General features: G+C 71.5%; 14 protein-coding genes and 2 pseudogenes. 9 read left to right on the forward strand and 7 right to left on the reverse strand.

The genetic code is table 11. From position 1 onward, the window contains the following. From A5691_RS26005 to A5691_RS26015, 3 genes and pseudogenes are all read right to left on the reverse strand, one after another. Positions 1-269 (reverse strand): annotated as a pseudogene (locus A5691_RS26005) (hypothetical protein); the annotation flags it as partial. 41 nt (positions 270-310) lie between these two features. Then, entirely contained in the window at positions 311-1,606 is a 1,296-nt protein-coding gene (locus A5691_RS26010; protein WP_068266845.1) for a primosomal protein, read from the reverse strand. Between the two features lie 54 nt (positions 1,607-1,660). Then, entirely contained in the window at positions 1,661-2,539 is an 879-nt protein-coding gene (locus tag A5691_RS26015; RefSeq protein WP_068018298.1) for an alkaline phosphatase family protein, read from the reverse strand. A 116-nt stretch (positions 2,540-2,655) separates the two neighbouring features. On the opposite strand from A5691_RS26015, the gene upp reads away from it, so the two are divergent. Beyond that, a complete protein-coding gene (upp, locus tag A5691_RS26020) occupies positions 2,656-3,279 on the forward strand; it encodes a uracil phosphoribosyltransferase (protein WP_067890159.1) in 624 nt (207 codons plus the stop codon). Between the two features lie 3 nt (positions 3,280-3,282). On the opposite strand, the gene A5691_RS26025 is transcribed toward upp, so the two are convergent. Both A5691_RS26025 and A5691_RS26030 read right to left on the reverse strand, forming a co-directional pair. Then, on the reverse strand, positions 3,283-4,911 hold the full coding sequence (locus A5691_RS26025; protein WP_068018288.1) for a phospho-sugar mutase: 1,629 nt from the start codon (positions 4,909-4,911) through the stop codon (positions 3,283-3,285). Further along, complete coding sequence (locus tag A5691_RS26030; RefSeq protein WP_067752363.1) at positions 4,912-5,718, reverse strand: purine-nucleoside phosphorylase; 807 nt, start codon at positions 5,716-5,718, stop codon at positions 4,912-4,914. It lies immediately after the preceding gene. A 56-nt stretch (positions 5,719-5,774) separates the two neighbouring features. Between A5691_RS26030 and A5691_RS26035 the strand changes: the two genes are divergently transcribed. The 3 genes from A5691_RS26035 to A5691_RS26045 are packed head-to-tail and all read left to right on the forward strand — an operon-like array spanning position 5,775 to position 8,845. Further along, entirely contained in the window at positions 5,775-6,440 is a 666-nt protein-coding gene (locus A5691_RS26035; protein ID WP_067752366.1) for a cutinase family protein, read from the forward strand. A gap of 36 nt (positions 6,441-6,476) precedes the next feature. Then, entirely contained in the window at positions 6,477-7,667 is a 1,191-nt protein-coding gene (locus A5691_RS26040; RefSeq protein ID WP_067752370.1) for a M20 family metallopeptidase, read from the forward strand. After that, positions 7,664-8,845, forward strand: coding sequence for an amidohydrolase (locus tag A5691_RS26045; RefSeq protein ID WP_068018286.1), 1,182 nt, complete (start codon positions 7,664-7,666; stop codon positions 8,843-8,845). Before A5691_RS26040 ends, A5691_RS26045 begins: the two co-directional genes overlap by 4 nt. Here the strand turns inward: A5691_RS26045 and A5691_RS26050 are convergent. Continuing rightward, the gene (locus A5691_RS26050) at positions 8,842-9,660 is read right to left on the reverse strand and encodes an alpha/beta hydrolase (protein WP_068018294.1); all 819 of its coding nucleotides are present in this window, start codon (positions 9,658-9,660) and stop codon (positions 8,842-8,844) included. The genes A5691_RS26045 and A5691_RS26050 overlap by 4 nt on opposite strands. 89 nt (positions 9,661-9,749) lie before the next feature. Continuing rightward, a complete protein-coding gene (locus tag A5691_RS26055) occupies positions 9,750-10,229 on the reverse strand; it encodes a gamma-glutamylcyclotransferase (RefSeq protein ID WP_067757370.1) in 480 nt (159 codons plus the stop codon). Between the two features lie 205 nt (positions 10,230-10,434). On the opposite strand from A5691_RS26055, the gene A5691_RS26060 reads away from it, so the two are divergent. The 5 genes and pseudogenes from A5691_RS26060 to A5691_RS26080 form a co-directional block, all read left to right on the forward strand. Beyond that, positions 10,435-11,850: an NAD(P)H-quinone dehydrogenase gene (locus A5691_RS26060; RefSeq protein ID WP_067887426.1), complete on the forward strand. Its 1,416-nt coding sequence runs from the start codon at positions 10,435-10,437 to the stop codon at positions 11,848-11,850. Between the two features lie 65 nt (positions 11,851-11,915). Continuing rightward, positions 11,916-13,658: a glycerol-3-phosphate dehydrogenase/oxidase gene (locus A5691_RS26065; protein WP_369807382.1), complete on the forward strand. Its 1,743-nt coding sequence runs from the start codon at positions 11,916-11,918 to the stop codon at positions 13,656-13,658. After that, positions 13,655-14,503, forward strand: a complete 849-nt coding sequence (locus A5691_RS26070; RefSeq protein WP_082950506.1) for a pseudouridine synthase — start codon at positions 13,655-13,657, stop codon at positions 14,501-14,503. Before A5691_RS26065 ends, A5691_RS26070 begins: the two co-directional genes overlap by 4 nt. Positions 14,504-14,585: 82 nt before the next feature. Then, the gene (locus A5691_RS26075; protein ID WP_067748962.1) at positions 14,586-15,455 is read left to right on the forward strand and encodes a TauD/TfdA family dioxygenase; all 870 of its coding nucleotides are present in this window, start codon (positions 14,586-14,588) and stop codon (positions 15,453-15,455) included. 21 nt (positions 15,456-15,476) lie between these two features. Beyond that, positions 15,477-16,853, forward strand: a pseudogene (locus A5691_RS26080) (HNH endonuclease signature motif containing protein); the annotation flags it as partial. Positions 16,854-16,890 lie beyond the last annotated feature (37 nt).

The raw sequence follows: 16,890 nt of genomic DNA on the forward strand, positions 1-16,890 counted from the left end.
GCCCGGTTGCGGGGGATACGCATGTCGTGGGTGGGGGTGGCCAGCGCGATGGTCAACAGGATCAGGCTGAGCAGCGCCACCGCGATCGGAATGTGCCGCCTCGGCGACTGCGGCACGGCCTCCTCGGTGAACCGGCGCAGCCGGCGCCGGCGGCGGGCCTGGACGCCGATGTAGACCGCCAACAAGCCCAGCGGCAGCAAACCGAACACGAGCATGCCCGGGCGCTGAAAGCCGTACAGGGGCAACGGGCCTATCCCGGGAAGCGACACCCGCCAGTAAAGAGGAGACTTCCGGGCCCGTCAAACGGGGGCTACTCCCTGCGCAGCCGCCCGTCGATGAACTGCTCCAGGTTCTCCCACTCCCGCACCGCCGCCGCGTACGGCGCCGACGGCTTGCCGACCGAGCCGGGCTCGAGCACGTAGGCCACCAGCTTGCCCAGCGGGCGCCCCGTCTCGAGCGCCTTGTCGACCGTGCCCTCCTCCGAGTAGTCGCCGATGTCGCGGAGCAGCTCGACGGCCAGGTCCAGCTGGTCGCGGTCCACGGCGTCCGGCCCGTCGGCGATGTCATCGGCCAGCCCGCTGAGCACGTAGATGTTGTCCTCGGTGACCTTGACCTCCAGCGAGCCGTCGGTGGCCGCGGCGCGGATGTCGTCGTAGGTGCTCAGGTCGGCAAGGTCGTGGTCGTGCTCGTCGGCGAGGTAGCGGGCCAGCGCCCGCTCGGAGGTGAACACGCTGATGCGCCCGTTGCGGCCCAGGAAGATCGGGCGGTCGTCCAGGTAGCACCGCAGCGTGTAGAAGGTGCCCGAACTCGTCATGATCCGAATCGGGTCGATGCCCACCTGCTGCCAGAAATCCTCGTCGCTGCCCAGGATCACGGTGTCGCCGGCCGCGCGGGGCTCCTCGTCGGCCTCGACGTCATCCTCCAGGGCCTCCTCGGCCTCGTCGGCCTCGTCCGCGGCCTCCTCCGCCTCCGCGCCGGCCTCGGTGTCTTCGGCCTCGTCTTCCTCCGGCTCCTCGGCCAGCTCGTCGGCCGCCTTGGCCGACAGCTTCTCGTCCACCTCGGGGGTGGTCACGATGCCCTCGATCGCGCCCAGCACGTCGTCCCAGCCCCGGCCGATGATCTCGCCGATCGCGTTCCAGCGTTTGAGGCCGGCCTTGCCCGCGAAGTGGTCGATCCCGCCCGACACGGTGCCCAGCGTCGGGTTGCCGTTGAAGAATTTCGACACCGCCGGGAGCTCGCACACCGACCCGATGGACGAGACGAGCGACAGCGTGCGGGCCAGCCCGGTCACCGCGTCCTCGGTGGGCTTCTCCGACACCAGCTCCTCGACCGCGACCAGATCGAATTGCTTGTCCCCGGCCGGCGCGAACTTGTGCGCGTGCGCCGATGTCAGGTCCTTCCACGCCGGGTGATCGACCAGGTCGTTGTCGGTGTCGGAGCGCACGAACGCGACCAGGTCGGCGACGCTTTCGAAGACGTACAGGTCCTCGTCCTTGCCGAGGAAGGCCTCCCACTCGTCGCCGGCGTCGCGCCAGCGGGGCGCCCACATGGTGTAGCGGTCGCCGTCGGACAGGCTCAGGCGGATGGGCACGAGGTCAGCAGCCATGCGGCACACAATAGCGACGGCGGCCGAAGACGCGGGCCATCGGGCCATCGGGTTCTAGCCCCAGATATCGGCGATCGGCGGCGCGCCGGCCGCGTATCCGGTCTTGGGCAGCCCGTACATCTGCTCGATCGTGGAGAGCAGGTTGTAGTGGGTGATCCGCTCGGCGTAGTTGCCGGGGACCACGTGCGCGCCGTAGAAGATGGTCGGGATCTGGTTGCGGCTGGAATTGTCGTCCTCGTCCCACGTCACGATCAGCAGGCTGTTGTTGGCCACCGCCCAGTTGGCGTAACCCGACAGCTCGCGGTTGAGCCAGGTGTCGGCCTGCGCGATCGACCCGTCGTGCATGTTGTCGTCGTTGTTGGGGATGACGAACGAGACGGTGGGCAGGCTCGCGTAATTGCCCATCGGGAACGCGGAGAACGGCAGGGAGTTCGCCGGCGGCACGTTGGTGAAATTGGCCCAGGGCACGTGCTTGCGCGCGTACTTGCCTGCGGTGCAGGCCGGCGAGCCGACGGCGGGCAGGCCTTCGGCGAAACCGGCGAACGTGTAGCCCGCGGCGAGCAATTCCGAACCCAGGTTGGGGGCGTCGCCCGCGTTGACCGGGCACCGGTCGCTGGTAACGCCGAAGGTGCTGCCGGCGAACATCGCCAGGTAATTCGGCTCGCTGGGGTGGGTTTCGGCGAACGACTGCACCATGTTGGCGCCGCTGGCGGCCAGGGCGGTGATGAAGGGCGCCGACTTGTTGCCGATGATGTTGGCTTCGGAGCGGTTCTCCTCCACCACGATCACGATGTGCGCGGGCTGCGGAATCGCCGCCGCCACAAGGCCGATGCGCGCGCTCAGCGGGCCGGCCGCGAGCCCCACCAGCGCGACCGCGCAGAGCAGGTGCAGGACCCGAAATGCCCTGCCGGTCAACCCCGTTGAACCCCTCATTCCGCCCGGCACCACGGGAGCATAGGGGGACGCGAGCCACGGGCCGCGCCGACGCGGCCGGTTTCGGCGGGGCGTTTAACGAAAAGCGGCCGGATTGTTATATAGGGTCGAACACCGTGGAGGTGCGCGTTGTCGATCACCCGCTGGCGGTCGCCCGGCTGACGACGATGCGCGACGAACGCACCGCCGACGACGGCTTCCGGGCGGCGCTGCGCGACGTGACCGCGATGCTGGTCTACGAGGCCACCCGGGACGCGCCCCGCGAGACCTTCGGAATCCGCACACCGGTGGGCGAAACGCTGGGGGTGCGGCTGGCCAAGCCGCCCCTGCTGGTGCCGGTGCTGCGGGCCGGACTGGGCATGGTCGACCAGGCGCTCGCGCTGTTGCCGCAAGCCCGGGTCGGATTCGTCGGCGTGGCCCGTAACGAGGAAACCCACCGGCCCACAGGTTATTTCGAGTCGCTGCCCGACGAGCTGGCCGGCCTGCCGGTGCTGGTGCTCGACCCGATGCTGGCCACCGGTGGGTCGCTGAAGTACACCGTCGGCCTGCTGCTCGAGCGCGGCGCCACCGACATCACGGTGCTGTGCGCGGTGGCCGCCCCCGAAGGCGTTGCCGCGCTTGGGGAAACGGTGCCCACGGCCCGGCTTTTCACCGTGGCCATCGATGACGGGCTCAACGAGAACGCCTACATCGTCCCCGGCCTCGGCGATGCCGGGGACCGCCAGTATGGTCCTCGCTAGCTGCTAGAAGCTTCGCGCCACCGACATCAGCTCGTCGCGCAACGCGCCGGCGCGCCGGCGGGCGTCGTCCAGGCCGCCGGCCACGGCGCAACGAACTTCGATGTAGCACTTCAACTTCGGCTCGGTGCCGGACGGTCGCACCACCAGTCTGACCGACGTGCCGTCGTCGCCGCCGGTGAGGATCACCGCGTCGGTGATGTCGGTGAGCGTTGCGGTGAACCCGGCCAGCGTTCCCGGTGGCGCGACCCGCAGCCGACGCATCAACTCGCCCGCCTCGGCGGTGCCGTCGACACGGCGGGACACCGCGGCGACGTCGTGCACGCCGTACCGCCGGGCGAGGTCGTCGAGCGCGTCACCCACCGAACGGCCCCGGTCCTTCAGCGCGGCCACCAGGTCGCACACCAGCACGGCCGCGCTGATGCCGTCCTTGTCCCGCACGGCGTCCGGGTCGACGCAGTGCCCGATCGCCTCCTCATAGGCGTAGACCAGCGTGCCGCCGGGCACGCCCGCGTCGGCGCGCGCCAGCCACTTGAAACCGGTGAGGGTCTCGACGTGGGTGGCCCCGTAGCGGTGCGCGATGGCCGCCAGCATCCGCGACGACACCACGGAGCTGGCCACCACCGCCGCCCGGGGGGCGGTGCTCCGCGACAGGATGTAATCGCCGAGCAGCCAACCGGTTTCGTCCCCGGACAGCATCCGCCAGCCCGACGGGGTGGGGATGGCGACCGCGCACCGGTCGGCGTCGGGATCCAGCGCGATCGCGACGTCGGCCGTGACGTCGGCGGCCAGGGCGAGCAACGCGTCGGTGGCGCCGGGCTCCTCGGGGTTGGGGAAGGCGACGGTGGGGAAGTCGGGGTCCGGCGCGAACTGCGCGCCCACCGTGTGCACCCGCTCGAAGCCGGCGCGCTGCAAAGCCGCCACGGCCACGGCGCCACCGACCCCGTGCAGCGGCGTCAGCGCCACCCGCGCCGTCCCGGTGCCGCGTCGCACCGCCGCGGCGCGGGCGACGTAGCGCTCGACCACATCGGTGCCGGTGGGCTGCACCGGCGCCCTGGCGATTTCGTCGGCCGGGGGCGCTGCGGCCATCGCCGTCTCGATCTCGCGGTCGGTGGGGGAGACGATCTGGATGCCGCCGTCGGCGTAGACCTTGTAGCCGTTGTCGGCCGGTGGGTTGTGCGACGCGGTGATCTGGATGCCGGCCGCGGCGCCGGTGCGGCGCACCGCGAACGCGACCACCGGCGTCGGCACCGGGCCGGGTAGCAATTGAACGGAGAAGCCTTGGGCGGCAAGCACTTCGGCGGTGACGGTGGCGAAGACAGCGGAGCCGTGCCGGGAGTCGCGCCCGACGATCACCGGCGCGCCGGCCAGGCCGCGGCCGCGCAGCACCTGCGCCACCGCCCAGGTGGCACGCGACACCACCGCCACGTTCATCGCGTCCGGCCCGCCGCGCACCGGACCGCGCAGGCCCGCGGTGCCGAACCTGAGCGGCCGCGCGAAACGCGCCGCCAGCTCGTCGGGCGCGCACGCGGCCAGCTCGGCGGCCGTCGCCGGGTCGGGATCGTGTGCGATCCACTCCGCCGCGGCGACCGCGAGCCGGGCGTCGCCGGAGGCCGAGGGTCGCTCGGGCGCCATCTAGAACCGGGCCACGACGTCGGCCAGCAGCGCACCCATCCGGCTCGCCGACGCGGCGCCCGCGGCGAGCACCTCGGCGTGGCTCAGCGGCTCGCCGCTGATCCCGGCGGCCAGGTTGGTCACCAGCGACACCCCCAGCACCTCGGCGCCGGCGGCCCGCGCGGCGATGGTCTCGTGCACGGTGGACATCCCGACCAGGTCGGCGCCCAGCGCCCGCAGCATGCGCACCTCGGCGGGGGTCTCGTAGTGCGGCCCCGGCAGGCCGGCGTAGACCCCCTCGGCCAGCCCGGGGTCCCCCTGGCGGGCCAGGTCCCGCAGCCGCGGCGCGTAGGCGTCGGTCAGGTCCACGAACTGCGGGCCGACCAACGGCGAGCGGGCGGTCAGGTTGAGGTGGTCGCTGATCAGCACCGGCTGGCCGACCGTCAGGTCCGGCCGCAGGCCGCCGGCGGCGTTGGTGAGCACGACGATGCGCGCCCCCGCCGCGCAGGCGGCCCGCACCGGATGCACCACGTGGCACAGGTCGTGACCCTCGTAGGCGTGCACGCGGCCAACGAGCACCAGCACCCGGCGCTCGCCGATGCGCGTCGACATCAGTTCGCCGGTGTGCCCGACCGCGGTCGGCGGCGCGAACCCGGGCACGTCGGCCTGGGGCAGCACCGCGGTCGGCGAGCCCAGGGCGGCGACCGCCGGGCGCCATCCCGATCCGAGTACGACGGCCACGTCGTGCTCGGGGACTCCGGTGCGCTCCGCGATGACCTCCGCCGCCAATCGCGCCAGTTCGGTGGGGTCGGAAGCGGGGTCGCTCACAGTCGGGGAGCTTAGCGCCGCGACGGCCCGCGCCGGCATATGTGAAAATCTGCCGCATGAAACTTCCTAGGTGGCAGGTGGTCGGCCTGGCCGTCGCCGTTGCGGTGTCACTGTTTTCGATTGCGAGCGGCCGGCCGCCGGTGGCGCGAGCCGACGGATGCCCCGATGTCCAACTCATCTTCGCCCGCGGCACCGCCGAGCCGCCGGGCCTCGGGGTGGCCGGAGATGCGCTGCTCGACGCCCTGCGGCCCGCCCTCGGCTCGCGCAGCGTCGACGCCTACCCGGTGAACTACCCGGCCAGCTACAACTTCCTGCAGACCGCCGACGGCGCCAACGACGCGCGCGACCACATCGCGCAGATGGTCGACCAGTGCCCCGGGACGCGGCTGGTGCTCGGCGGCTTCTCGCAGGGCGCCGCCGCGGTGTCGATGCTGGCCGGGGTGCCGCCGCTGGGCGAGCGGATCGGCAACTTCGGATCGGCCCCCGCGCTGGATCCCGGCCTGGCCAACAAGGTGGCGGCGGTCGCGGTGTTCGGCAACCCCGGAAACCGCTTCAACACGCCCTTGTCGACGACGGGTCTGTTCGCCGGCCGCGCCATCGACATCTGCAGCCCCGGTGACCCGGTGTGCGTGGTCGGCGGCCGCGACCGGGATGCGCACCACGATTACGGGGTGCCGCCGTACCCCGGGCAGGCGGCGGGATTCATCGCCGGGCTGGTGTAGGCCCGGGGCCTAAGGTCGCGGTGGGATACTGCGAGGATGCCCACCGCATTGGACGACCCGTCAAACAGGGTCGAGGAAGTCGTGCGGCGACGTGGCTCCGACCTGGTTGAGCTGTCCCACGCCATCCACGCCGAGCCCGAGCTGGCGTTCGCCGAGCATCGCAGCTGCGCGAAGGCGCAGGCATTGGTCGCCGAGCGTGGTTTCGCGATCACCGCGTCGGCCGGTGGACTGGACACCGCCTTCCGCGCCGACTTCGGCAGCGGCCCACTGACCGTCGGGGTCTGCGCCGAATACGACGCACTGCCCGAGATCGGTCACGCCTGCGGCCACAACATCATCGCCGCGTCGGCCGTGGGCACCGCGCTGGCGCTGGCCGAGGTCGCCGACGAACTGGGCCTGCGGGTGGCGCTGATCGGCACCCCCGCCGAGGAGATGGGCGGCGGCAAGGCGCTGCTGCTGCGCGCCGGGGTGTTCGACGACGTCGCGGCGGCGGTGATGCTGCATCCCGGTCCCGCCGACATCGCCGCGGCCCGCTCGCTGGCGCTGTCGGAGGCGACCGTGCACTACCGTGGCAAGGAATCTCATGCCGCCGTCGCGCCGCATCTGGGGATCAACGCCGCCGACGCCGTGACCGTCGCGCAGGTGGCCGTCGGGCTGTTGCGGCAGCAACTGGCCCCGGGTCAACTGGTGCACGGGATCGTCACCGACGGCGGACAGGCGGTCAACGTCATCCCCGGGCGCGCGACGCTGGAGTACGCGATGCGGGCGTTCGAGTCGGATTCCCTGAGACAGCTGGAGGGCAGGATGTACGCGTGCTTCGCCGCGGGCGCGCTGGCCACCGGCTGCGAATACGAGATCGACAACCCGGCGCCCGCCTACGACGAACTCCGGCCCGACGAATGGCTGGCCGACGTGTTCCGCGACGAGATGTGCCGGCTCGGCCGCGAGCCGGTGGCCCGCGAGGTCGAAGCGGCGCTGCCCATGGGCAGCACCGACATGGGCAACGTGACGCACGTGCTGCCGGGGATCCATCCGATCGTCGGGCTCGACGCAGGCGGCGCCACGGTGCACCAGCGCGCCTTCGCCACCGCCGCGGCCGGCCCCAGCGGCGACCGCGCCGTCGTCGAGGGCGCGATCATGTTGGCCCGCACGGTCGTTCAGCTGGCCCAAACACCCGCCCAGCGTGACCGGGTGCTGGCCGCGCGGGAACGGCGGGCGCACCCATGAGCCTGGCCGACGCCGCCACGTCCTGGCTGGCCGCACACCACGACGACCTCGTCGAGTGGCGCAGGCACATCCACCGCTACCCCGAGCTGGGCCGCCAGGAGTACGCCACCACCCAGTTCGTCGCCGAGCGGCTGGCCGACGCCGGGCTGAACCCCAAGGTGCTGCCGGGTGGCACCGGACTGGTCTGCGACCTGGGCCCCGAGCACGAACCGAGGATCGCCCTGCGGGCCGACATGGACGCGCTGCCCATGGCCGAGCGGACCGGCGCGCCGTACACCTCGACCATGCCCAATGTCGCGCACGCCTGCGGGCACGACGCCCACACCGCCATCCTGCTGGGCACCGCGCTGACCCTGGCGTCGGTGCCGGAGCTGCCGGTCGGCGTGCGGCTGGTCTTCCAGGCCGCCGAGGAGCTGATGCCCGGCGGTGCGATCGACGCCATCGCCGCCGGCGCCATCACCGGGGTCTCGCGGATCTTCGCCCTGCACTGCGACCCGCGGCTGGAGGTCGGCAAGATCGCGGTCCGGCACGGGCCGATCACCTCGGCGGCCGACCAGATCGAGATCACGCTGCACTCGCCGGGAGGGCACACGTCGCGCCCGCACCTGACCGCCGACCTGGTCTACGGGCTGGGCACGCTGATCACCGGGCTGCCCGGTGTGCTGTCCCGCCGCATCGACCCGCGCAACGCGACCGTCCTGGTGTGGGGCGCGGTCAACGCCGGGGTGGCCGCCAACGCCATCCCGCAGTCCGGGGTGCTGGGCGGCACCGTGCGCACCGCGAGCCGGCAGACCTGGGTCGGCCTGGAGGACATCATTCGCGAGACGGTGTCGGCGCTGCTGGCGCCGCTGGGCATCGAACACACGCTGCAATACCGGCGGGGTGTGCCGCCGGTGGTCAACGAGGACGTCTCGACGCGCATCCTCACCCACGCGATCGAGGCCATCGGCCCCGACGCGCTGGCCGATACCCGCCAGTCGGGTGGGGGCGAGGACTTCTCCTGGTACCTCGAGGAGATTCCCGGTGCGATGGCGCGCCTGGGCGTCTGGCCGGGGCAGGGACCGCAGCTGGATCTGCACCAGCCGACGTTCGACCTCGACGAGCGGGCCCTGGCGATCGGGCTGCGGGTGATGGTCAACATCGTCGAGCAGTCGGCCGTGTTCGCGCTGCTGCCCTAGCGCGTCGCCCGCATGACGTGCTCGGCGATGTGCGCGTAACTTCGCAACGTGACGTCCGCCGCGTCGCTCATGATGTTGTAGCCATGGTCGACGCCGGCGACCTCGTAGTACTCCGCCAATGCCCCGACGGCGTCGAGCTTGTCGGCGTATCTGCGGGCCTCGTCACGAAGTCGATCGTGTTCGGCCGTCACGACCAGCGCGGGCGCGATACCGGCGATCCCGTCGGCGTTGTCGCCCCACGCGGGCGAGGCCAGGCGGTCGCGCCGCTGGGCCGGGTCGGGCACGTACGCGGTGTCGAAGACCTCGCCCATCCACGGCTTCAGGATGGCGCGGCCGCCCAGGCTGGACGCCTTGTCGCGCGCGGGCGTCACCAGGTCGAGCGGGGCGTAGTGCAGGACCTGCAGCGCGATGCGGGGACCGCCGTTCTCCAGCGCCAGCCGTGCTGCCGCGGCACTGAGGTTGCCGCCCGCGCTCTGGCCCCCGACGCACAGCCGGCCGCCGTCCCAATCGCGGCCGGGGTCGGCCGCCCAGCGGACGACGTCGTAGACCTGGTGTGGCGCCGCCGGGAAGCGGTGCCGCGGCGCCAGCACGTAGTCGGGATTGATCACCACCACGCCTGCGTTGGCGGCCAGGTACCGGCACCAGGGATCGTCCTGTTCGGGGTGCCCGACCACGAAGCCCCCGCCGTGCACGTTGACGTAGACCGCCTGGTTCGCCGTGCCGGCCGGCGGGTGGTAGACGGTTGCCGGTACGGGGCCGTGCCGGGCGGGGATGGTGACCTCGGTGGTCCGGCCGCGGAATTCGGGGAATCGCACGGCGGCCTTGGGGGCCGGGTTCACGACGGCGGCGAAAGTGCGGGCCAGTGCGTCGGCGACGACTGGTCTGGAGAGAATCGACACGGGCCCTAGGAGCCCGTTCCCGGGCCGATGTTGTGGGCCGGTCTGGTGCGCAGGTTGTGCACGTAATCGCTTGGGGCTCCGGCGATTTCGGCGGCGTCAGCCATCACGCCCAGGTAACGCGCAGAGGGCAGGCCGCCCTCCCAGGCGTCGAGCACGTACAGCCACGCCAGCACGGGGTCGGTGCTGGTGTCCGACGAGATGCGTTCCACCCGGCAGCGGATCTTCTTGTGGACGCCGAACTCCGAGCCCTCCCACCGGTCGAGGTTGTTCTCGTCGGCCGGGGTCATGTCGTAGAGGACGACGAACACCTTGGAGGTCGGGTCTTCGACCACCGTGGCCAGCGCGCCTTCCCAGCCGATGTCCTCGCCGCCGAACGTCAGGCGCCAGCCGTGCAGCCAGCCGGTTCCGGCCATCGGGGAATGGGGTGCCCGCTTGAGCATCTGCTCAGGATCCATGTTCGACCCGTAGGCGGCGTAGAGCGGCACGGGGAAATCTTAGACGTCACCCGCACGAGCGGTCTTCTCCCAAGCGTTTCGCCGCGCTGTTCAATGGCGCGGCTTCTCCTCACGCCGCCGTGCGGCGTGCATCGTCGCCGCGCTGTTCAATGGCGCGGCTTCTCCTCACGCCGCCGTGCGGCGTGCATCGTCGCCGCGCTGCACGGTGACCGGGTCCCCCGCTAGGTTGGGGGCTGTGGCGACCCGCATCGTGATCCTCGGTGGCGGCCCGGCCGGTTACGAAGCCGCGCTGGTGGCCGCCACCTCCCACCCCGACACCACGCACGTCACCGTGATCGACTCCGACGGCATCGGCGGCGCGGCCGTGCTGGACGACTGCGTGCCCTCCAAGACTTTCATCGCCTCGACCTGGCTGCGGACCGAGCTGCGCCGGGCACCGCGGCTGGGGTTCGACATCGACATCGACGACGCCAAGATCTCGCTGCCGCAGATCCACGCCCGGGTCAAGCAACTCGCCACCGAGCAGTCGGCCGACATCACCGAACAGCTCCTCGGCATGGGCGTGCACGTGGTGGCCGGTCGCGGCGAGCTGATCGACCCCACGCCCGGGCTGGCCTGCCACCGCGTCAAGGCGACCGCCCCCGACGGCAGCAGCGGGGAGTTCGAGGCCGACGTCGTGCTGATCGCGACCGGCGCCAGCCCGCGGGTCCTGCCGTCGGCCCAGCCCGACGGCGAGCGGATCCTGACCTGGCGGCAGCTCTACAACCTCGAGGCGCTGCCCTCGCACCTCGTCGTGGTCGGGTCGGGCGTCACCGGCGCCGAGTTCGTGCACGCCTACACCGAGCTGGGTGTTCCGGTGACGGTGGTCGCCAGCCGGGACCGGGTGCTGCCCTATGAGGACGCCGACGCCGCGGCGGTGCTGGAGGAGGCGTTCTCCGAACGCGGTGTCGAGCTGGTCAAGAACGCGCGAGCGCAGTCGGTCACCCGCACCGACGGCGGCGTGCTGGTCACCCTGGCCGACGGGCGCACCGTCGAGGGCAGCCACGCCCTGATGACGATCGGTTCGGTGCCCAACACCGGCGGCCTCGGCCTGGACCGGGTCGGCATCGAGCTGGGCCGCGGCGGCTACCTGACCGTGGACCGGGTGTCGCGGACCTCGGTGGCGGGCATCTACGCCGCGGGCGACTGCACCGGCCTGCTGCCGCTGGCGTCGGTGGCCGCCATGCAGGGCCGGATCGCGATGTACCACGCGCTGGGCGAGGGCGTCAGCCCGATCCGGTTGCGCACGGTGGCGGCGACGGTCTTCACCAGGCCCGAGATCGCGGCCGTCGGCGTGCCGCAGACGATGATCGATGACGGGTCGGTGTCGGCCCGGACGATCATGCTGCCGCTGCGCACCAACGCGCGGGCCAAGATGTCCGGCTTGCAACAGGGTTTCGTGAAGATGTTCTGCCGAAAGTCCACCGGCGTGGTGATCGGCGGCGTGGTGGTGGCCCCGATCGCCTCCGAGCTGATCCTGCCGATCGCCGTGGCCGTCCAGAACCGCATCACCGTCAACGAGCTGGCCCAGACGCTGGCCGTTTACCCGTCGTTGTCCGGATCGATCACCGAGGCCGCTCGTCGCCTGATGGCGCACGACGATCTGGACTAGCCTGGTTTCGACACCGTCCTACTGGCGAGTAACCGGGTGAGGAGTCCTCTGCCGTGACCGATCCGATGCACGCGCCCACCGAGTTGGGCTCGCCGGCGTCCGTGCTGGGACCGCAGCACCGCGAGGTGGCCTGGGAGCGGCTGGGCACCGAGCAGTTCGACGTCGTCGTCATCGGCGGCGGCGTGGTGGGGTCCGGCTGCGCGTTGGACGCCGCCACCCGCGGCTTGAAGGTGGCGCTCGTCGAGGCGCGCGATTTCGCGTCGGGCACCTCAAGCCGCTCGTCGAAGATGTTCCACGGCGGGTTGCGCTATCTCGAGCAGCTGGAGTTCGGGTTGGTGCGCGAGGCGCTCTACGAGCGCGAGCTGTCGCTGACCACCCTGGCGCCGCATCTGGTCAAGCCGATGCCCTTCCTGTTCCCGCTGACCAACCGCGTGTGGGAACGGCCCTACGTCGCCGCGGGCATCTTCCTCTACGACCGGATGGGCGGCGCGAAATCCGTTCCCGCGCAAAAGCATTTGACCCGGGCGGGCGCCTTGCGGTTGAGCCCGGGCCTCAAACGCAGCGCGCTGATCGGCGGAATCCGTTATTACGACACCGTCGTCGACGACGCCCGGCACACCATGACCGTCGCGCGCACGGCCGCCCACTACGGCGCGGTGGTGCGCTCCTCGACCCAGGTGGTCGCGTTGCTGCGCGAGGGGGATCGGGTGACCGGCGTGCGGGTCCGCGACTCCGAGGACGGCGCCGTCACCGAGGTCCGCGGCCATGTCGTCGTCAACGCGACCGGGGTGTGGACCGACGAGATTCAGGCATTGTCCAAGCAGCGCGGGCGGTTTCAGGTGCGCGCGTCCAAGGGCGTGCACGTGGTGGTGCCGCGCGACCGCATCGTCAGCGACGTCGCGATCATCCTGCGCACCGAGAAATCGGTGATGTTCGTCATCCCGTGGGGCAGCCACTGGATCATCGGCACCACCGACACCGACTGGAACCTGGACCTGGCCCACCCCGCGGCCACCAAGGCCGACATCGACTACATCCTGCACACCGTCAACACCGTGCTGGCCATCCCGCTGAGCCATGCCGACATCGACGGCGTCTACGCCGGGCTGCGGCCGCTGCTGGCCGGCGAGAGCGAGGAGACCTCCAAGCTGTCCCGCGAGCACGCCGTGGCGGTGCCCGCGCCGGGCCTGGTGGCCATCGCCGGTGGCAAGTACACCACGTATCGGGTGATGGCCGCCGACGCGATCGACGCCGCGGCCCAGTTCGTCCCGGCCCGGGTGGCGCCGTCCATCACCGAGAAGGTCAGCCTGCTGGGCGCCGACGGCTACTTCGCGCTGGTGAACCAGGCGGAACACGTTGCGGCGCTTCAGGGTTTGCACCCCTACCGGGTGCGGCACCTGCTGGACCGCTACGGCTCGCTGATCGGCGACGTGCTGGGCCTGGCCGCCGACAACGCCGACCTGCTCAGCCCGATCAAGGAGGCGCCGGGCTACCTCAAGGTGGAGGCCCTGTACGCCGTCACCGCCGAGGGGGCGCTGCACCTGGAGGACATCCTGGCCCGCCGTATGCGCATCTCGATCGAGTACTCGCACCGCGGCGTCGACTGCGCCCGCGAGGTCGCCGACGTGGTCGCCCCGGTGCTCGGCTGGACGACGCAGGACGTCGAGCGCGAGGTGGCGAACTACTGCGCCCGGGTGGAGGCCGAGATCCTGTCGCAGGCCCAGCCCGACGACGTGTCGGCGGACGAGTTGCGCGCGAGCGCCCCGGAGGCGCGCGCCGAGATCCTCGAGCCGGTGCCGCTGAATTGAGGCCGGCGCCCCTACCCGTGCGGGACGGGCTCGGCCCGGCCCGGGTGCGGCTGCGCGGGGGACCGGTGTTCGCGGAGCTGACCGACCGGTTCGGTGCGCGGGCCGTGAGCGGACCGGTCGTCGACGCCGACGGAATGCCGATCGACGAGGCGACCGTCCTGCTCGCCGGGTCGTACGTGTTTCTGTACCGCGAACTGCCCGACGAGGTGCCCGTCCCCTTTGAGATCCCGGTGCTGCATCGCGACGCGGACATCGTGGTCGTCGACAAGCCGCACTTCCTGTCCACCATGCCGCGCGGGCGGCACGTGGCGCAGACGGCGCTGGTGCGGCTGCGCCGGGACCTGGGCCTGCCGGAGCTGAGCCCGGCCCACCGCCTCGACCGGCTGACGGCGGGGGTGCTGGTGTTCACCGCCCGCCGCGAGGTGCGCGGCGCATACCAGACGCTGTTCTCCCGGGGGTTGGTGCGCAAGACCTACCTGGCGCGCGCCGCCGTCGACCCGTCTTTGGTGTTGCCGCGCGTGGTCCGGAGCCGAATCATCAAGCGCCGCAGGGTATTACAGGCTACCTGCGAACCCGGGCCGCCCAACGCCGACACACTGGTGGAACTCGTCTCCCCGGACGGCCTCTACCGGCTGACCCCATGCACCGGGCGCACCCACCAACTGCGCGTGCACATGAACTCGCTGGGGGTGCCGATCGACGGGGATCCGTTGTATCCCAACATCATCGACGTGCCGGCCGACGACTTCAGCACGCCGCTGCGGTTGCTGGCGCAGCGCATCGAGTTCGACGATCCGGTGACGGGCGCGCGGCGCGCGTTCGTCAGCCGGCGACCGGGACCGTAATTTCGCTCGGTCTGATCGCTTGCCGGGCGCGCATTCCGGGTGGACAGTCGTACTGAAACTTCGAACGCATCGGAGGGCGCCGGTGGAAATCGTACCGTCGGGCCCGGGCTTCGCGGCGGAAGTGCGGGGAGCCAGCATTCACGACGTCGCGGCATCGCAAGTCGCATACGCGGCGATACGGGCGGCGTTCGAAGAGCATTCGGTCCTGGTGTTCCGCGATCAGGACGTCAGCGACGAAGCGCAGCTCGCCTTCTCCCGCCGCTTCGGCCCGCTGGAGGTCACCAAGGTCGGTTCGGAGGGGCACGGCACCAACCTCGTGATCCTCAAGACCCTCGACGAGACGGGCAGCGTCGTGCCAGAAGGCCACCGCCTTGCCCTGGAGAACAAGGCCAACCAGCTCTGGCACACCGACAGCTCGTTCAAGCGCGTGCCCGCGCTCGCCTCGGTGTTGTCGTCGCGCGTCATTCCGGGCCATGGGGGTGAGACCGAGTACGTCTCCACCCGGCTCGCCTTCGAGCGGCTCGATCCGGCGTTGCGACGCCGGCTGGAAGATTGCTTCGCCTGGCACGAGTACGCCTATTCGCGCGGCAAGATCGCGCCCGAACTGGCCGGCCCGGCCGAGCGCGCGGCGCTGCCGCCGCAATGCTGGCGTCTGGTCTGGCGGAACCCGGTCAACGGCCGCAAGGCGCTGTATCTGGCCTCGCACGCGTACGCGATCGAGGGCATGGCGCCGGAGGCGGGGCGGGAGCTGATCGCCGGGCTGACCGAAGCGGCGACCGCCCAGGAGGCTCGCTACGCGCACGCGTGGCGCGAGGGCGACGTGGTGATGTGGGACAACCGCGCGATCATGCATCGCGGGCGGCCATGGCCGGCGCGGGAGCCGCGCTTCATGGTGCGGACCACGATTTCCGCGACAGCCGCCGACGGGCTGGAGGCCATGCGGTTGTCGTAGCCGGGTGGCATACTCGAATGTATGTTCGATTCGAGGGTGCCGTCGGCGGAGTCGATCGCCGCGTTGGATGAGCACTTCGAGCGGCGCTATCCGTCGGTGACGCCGGAGTCGTCGGCGTTGCTGGAGCGCGTCGCGGGCATGGCGCGGGCGGAGAATTGTGCGGCGGCGGGGCAGTTGGCGGTGATCGGGGAGTTGTTTGCTTACCGGCTCTCCCGGTGCGCCGAATGTGAGCAGTGGGCGGTGGATACCGAGGCGGCGGTGGCCGCGGAGGTGGCCGCGGAGTTGCGGATCAGCCAGGGGTTGGCGGCCAGCCGGGTGCGGTATGCCCGCGCGCTGCGCGAGCGGCTGCCGAAGGTGGCCGAGGTGTTCGCCGCCGGCGACATCGACTTTCGGATGGTGCAGACGCTGGTGTATCGCACCGATCTGATCACCGACAGTGAGGTGTTGGCGGCCGTGGACGCGCAGCTGGCGGCGAACGTGGCGCGCTGGCCCTCGATGAGCCAGGGCCGGTTGGGTGCGCAGGTGGACAAGGTGGTGGCGAAGGCCGATGCCGATGCGGTGCGGCGCCGCCGGCGGCATGCTGCGGGGCGCGAGGTGTGGATCGGTGAGATGGGGGAGGGATTGGCCCGCATCGAGGGCACCCTCTACAGCCTGGATGCGCACGCGCTCGAGAAGCGCCTGGATGCGTTGGCGGCCACGGTGTGTGCCCACGATCCGCGCAGCCGCGAGCAGCGCCGCGCGGATGCGTTGGGCGCGCTGGCCGGCGGGGCTGAGCGGCTGGGGTGTCGCTGCGGGCGCCCGGACTGCGCGGCCGGCGCCCGGCCGGCGGCCGGTGCGGTGGTGATTCACGTGCTCGCCGAGCAGACCGCCCTGGATCGCGGGGTGGGGATGGCCAGTGAACTGCGGGCCGACGGCCTGATTCCACCGGAGCTGGTGGCCGAGTTGGCCGCCGCGGCCAAGCTGGTGCCGCTAATTCATCCCGGGGACGCGCCGCCCGAGCCGGGCTATGTGCCCTCCCAAGCGTTGGCCGATTTCGTGCGGTGCCGGGATTTGACGTGCCGCTGGCCGGGCTGTGACTGCCCGGCGATGGCCTGCGACCTCGACCACACCATCCCCTACAGCGCCGGTGGGCCCACCCATGCCAGCAACCTCAAGTGTTATTGCCGCACCCATCATTTGGTGAAGACATTTTGGGGCTGGCGCGAACAGCAGCTGCCCGACGGCACCCTGATCTTGACCTCCCCGGCCGGACGCACCTACGTCACCACCCCGGGCAGCGCCCTGCTGTTCCCCAGCCTCTGCCACGCCACCGGCGCCATACCGGCCGCCGAGGCCGACCCCCCGCCCCAGGACTACTGCGGCCAGCGGCACGTCAAATCCCGGCACCGCACGAAATCGGCCAACCCTTGGGAGGGCACATAGCCCGGCTCGGATG

This window comes from Mycobacterium sp. E183 (assembly GCF_001667735.1).
Classification (GTDB): domain Bacteria; phylum Actinomycetota; class Actinomycetes; order Mycobacteriales; family Mycobacteriaceae; genus Mycobacterium.

Bases quoted from the DNA above. Each gene is read 5' to 3' on its own strand.
- A5691_RS26010 (WP_068266845.1), bottom strand. From the start codon at position 1,606: ATGGCTGCTGACCTCGTGCCCATCCGCCTGAGCCTGTCCGACGGCGAC.
- A5691_RS26015 (WP_068018298.1), bottom strand. From the start codon at position 2,539: ATGAGGGGTTCAACGGGGTTGACCGGCAGGGCATTTCGGGTCCTGCAC.
- A5691_RS26025 (WP_068018288.1), bottom strand. From the start codon at position 4,911: ATGGCGCCCGAGCGACCCTCGGCCTCCGGCGACGCCCGGCTCGCGGTC.
- A5691_RS26035 (WP_067752366.1), top strand. From the start codon at position 5,775: ATGAAACTTCCTAGGTGGCAGGTGGTCGGCCTGGCCGTCGCCGTTGCG.
- A5691_RS26040 (WP_067752370.1), top strand. From the start codon at position 6,477: ATGCCCACCGCATTGGACGACCCGTCAAACAGGGTCGAGGAAGTCGTG.
- A5691_RS26045 (WP_068018286.1), top strand. From the start codon at position 7,664: ATGAGCCTGGCCGACGCCGCCACGTCCTGGCTGGCCGCACACCACGAC.
- A5691_RS26065 (WP_369807382.1), top strand. From the start codon at position 11,916: ATGCACGCGCCCACCGAGTTGGGCTCGCCGGCGTCCGTGCTGGGACCG.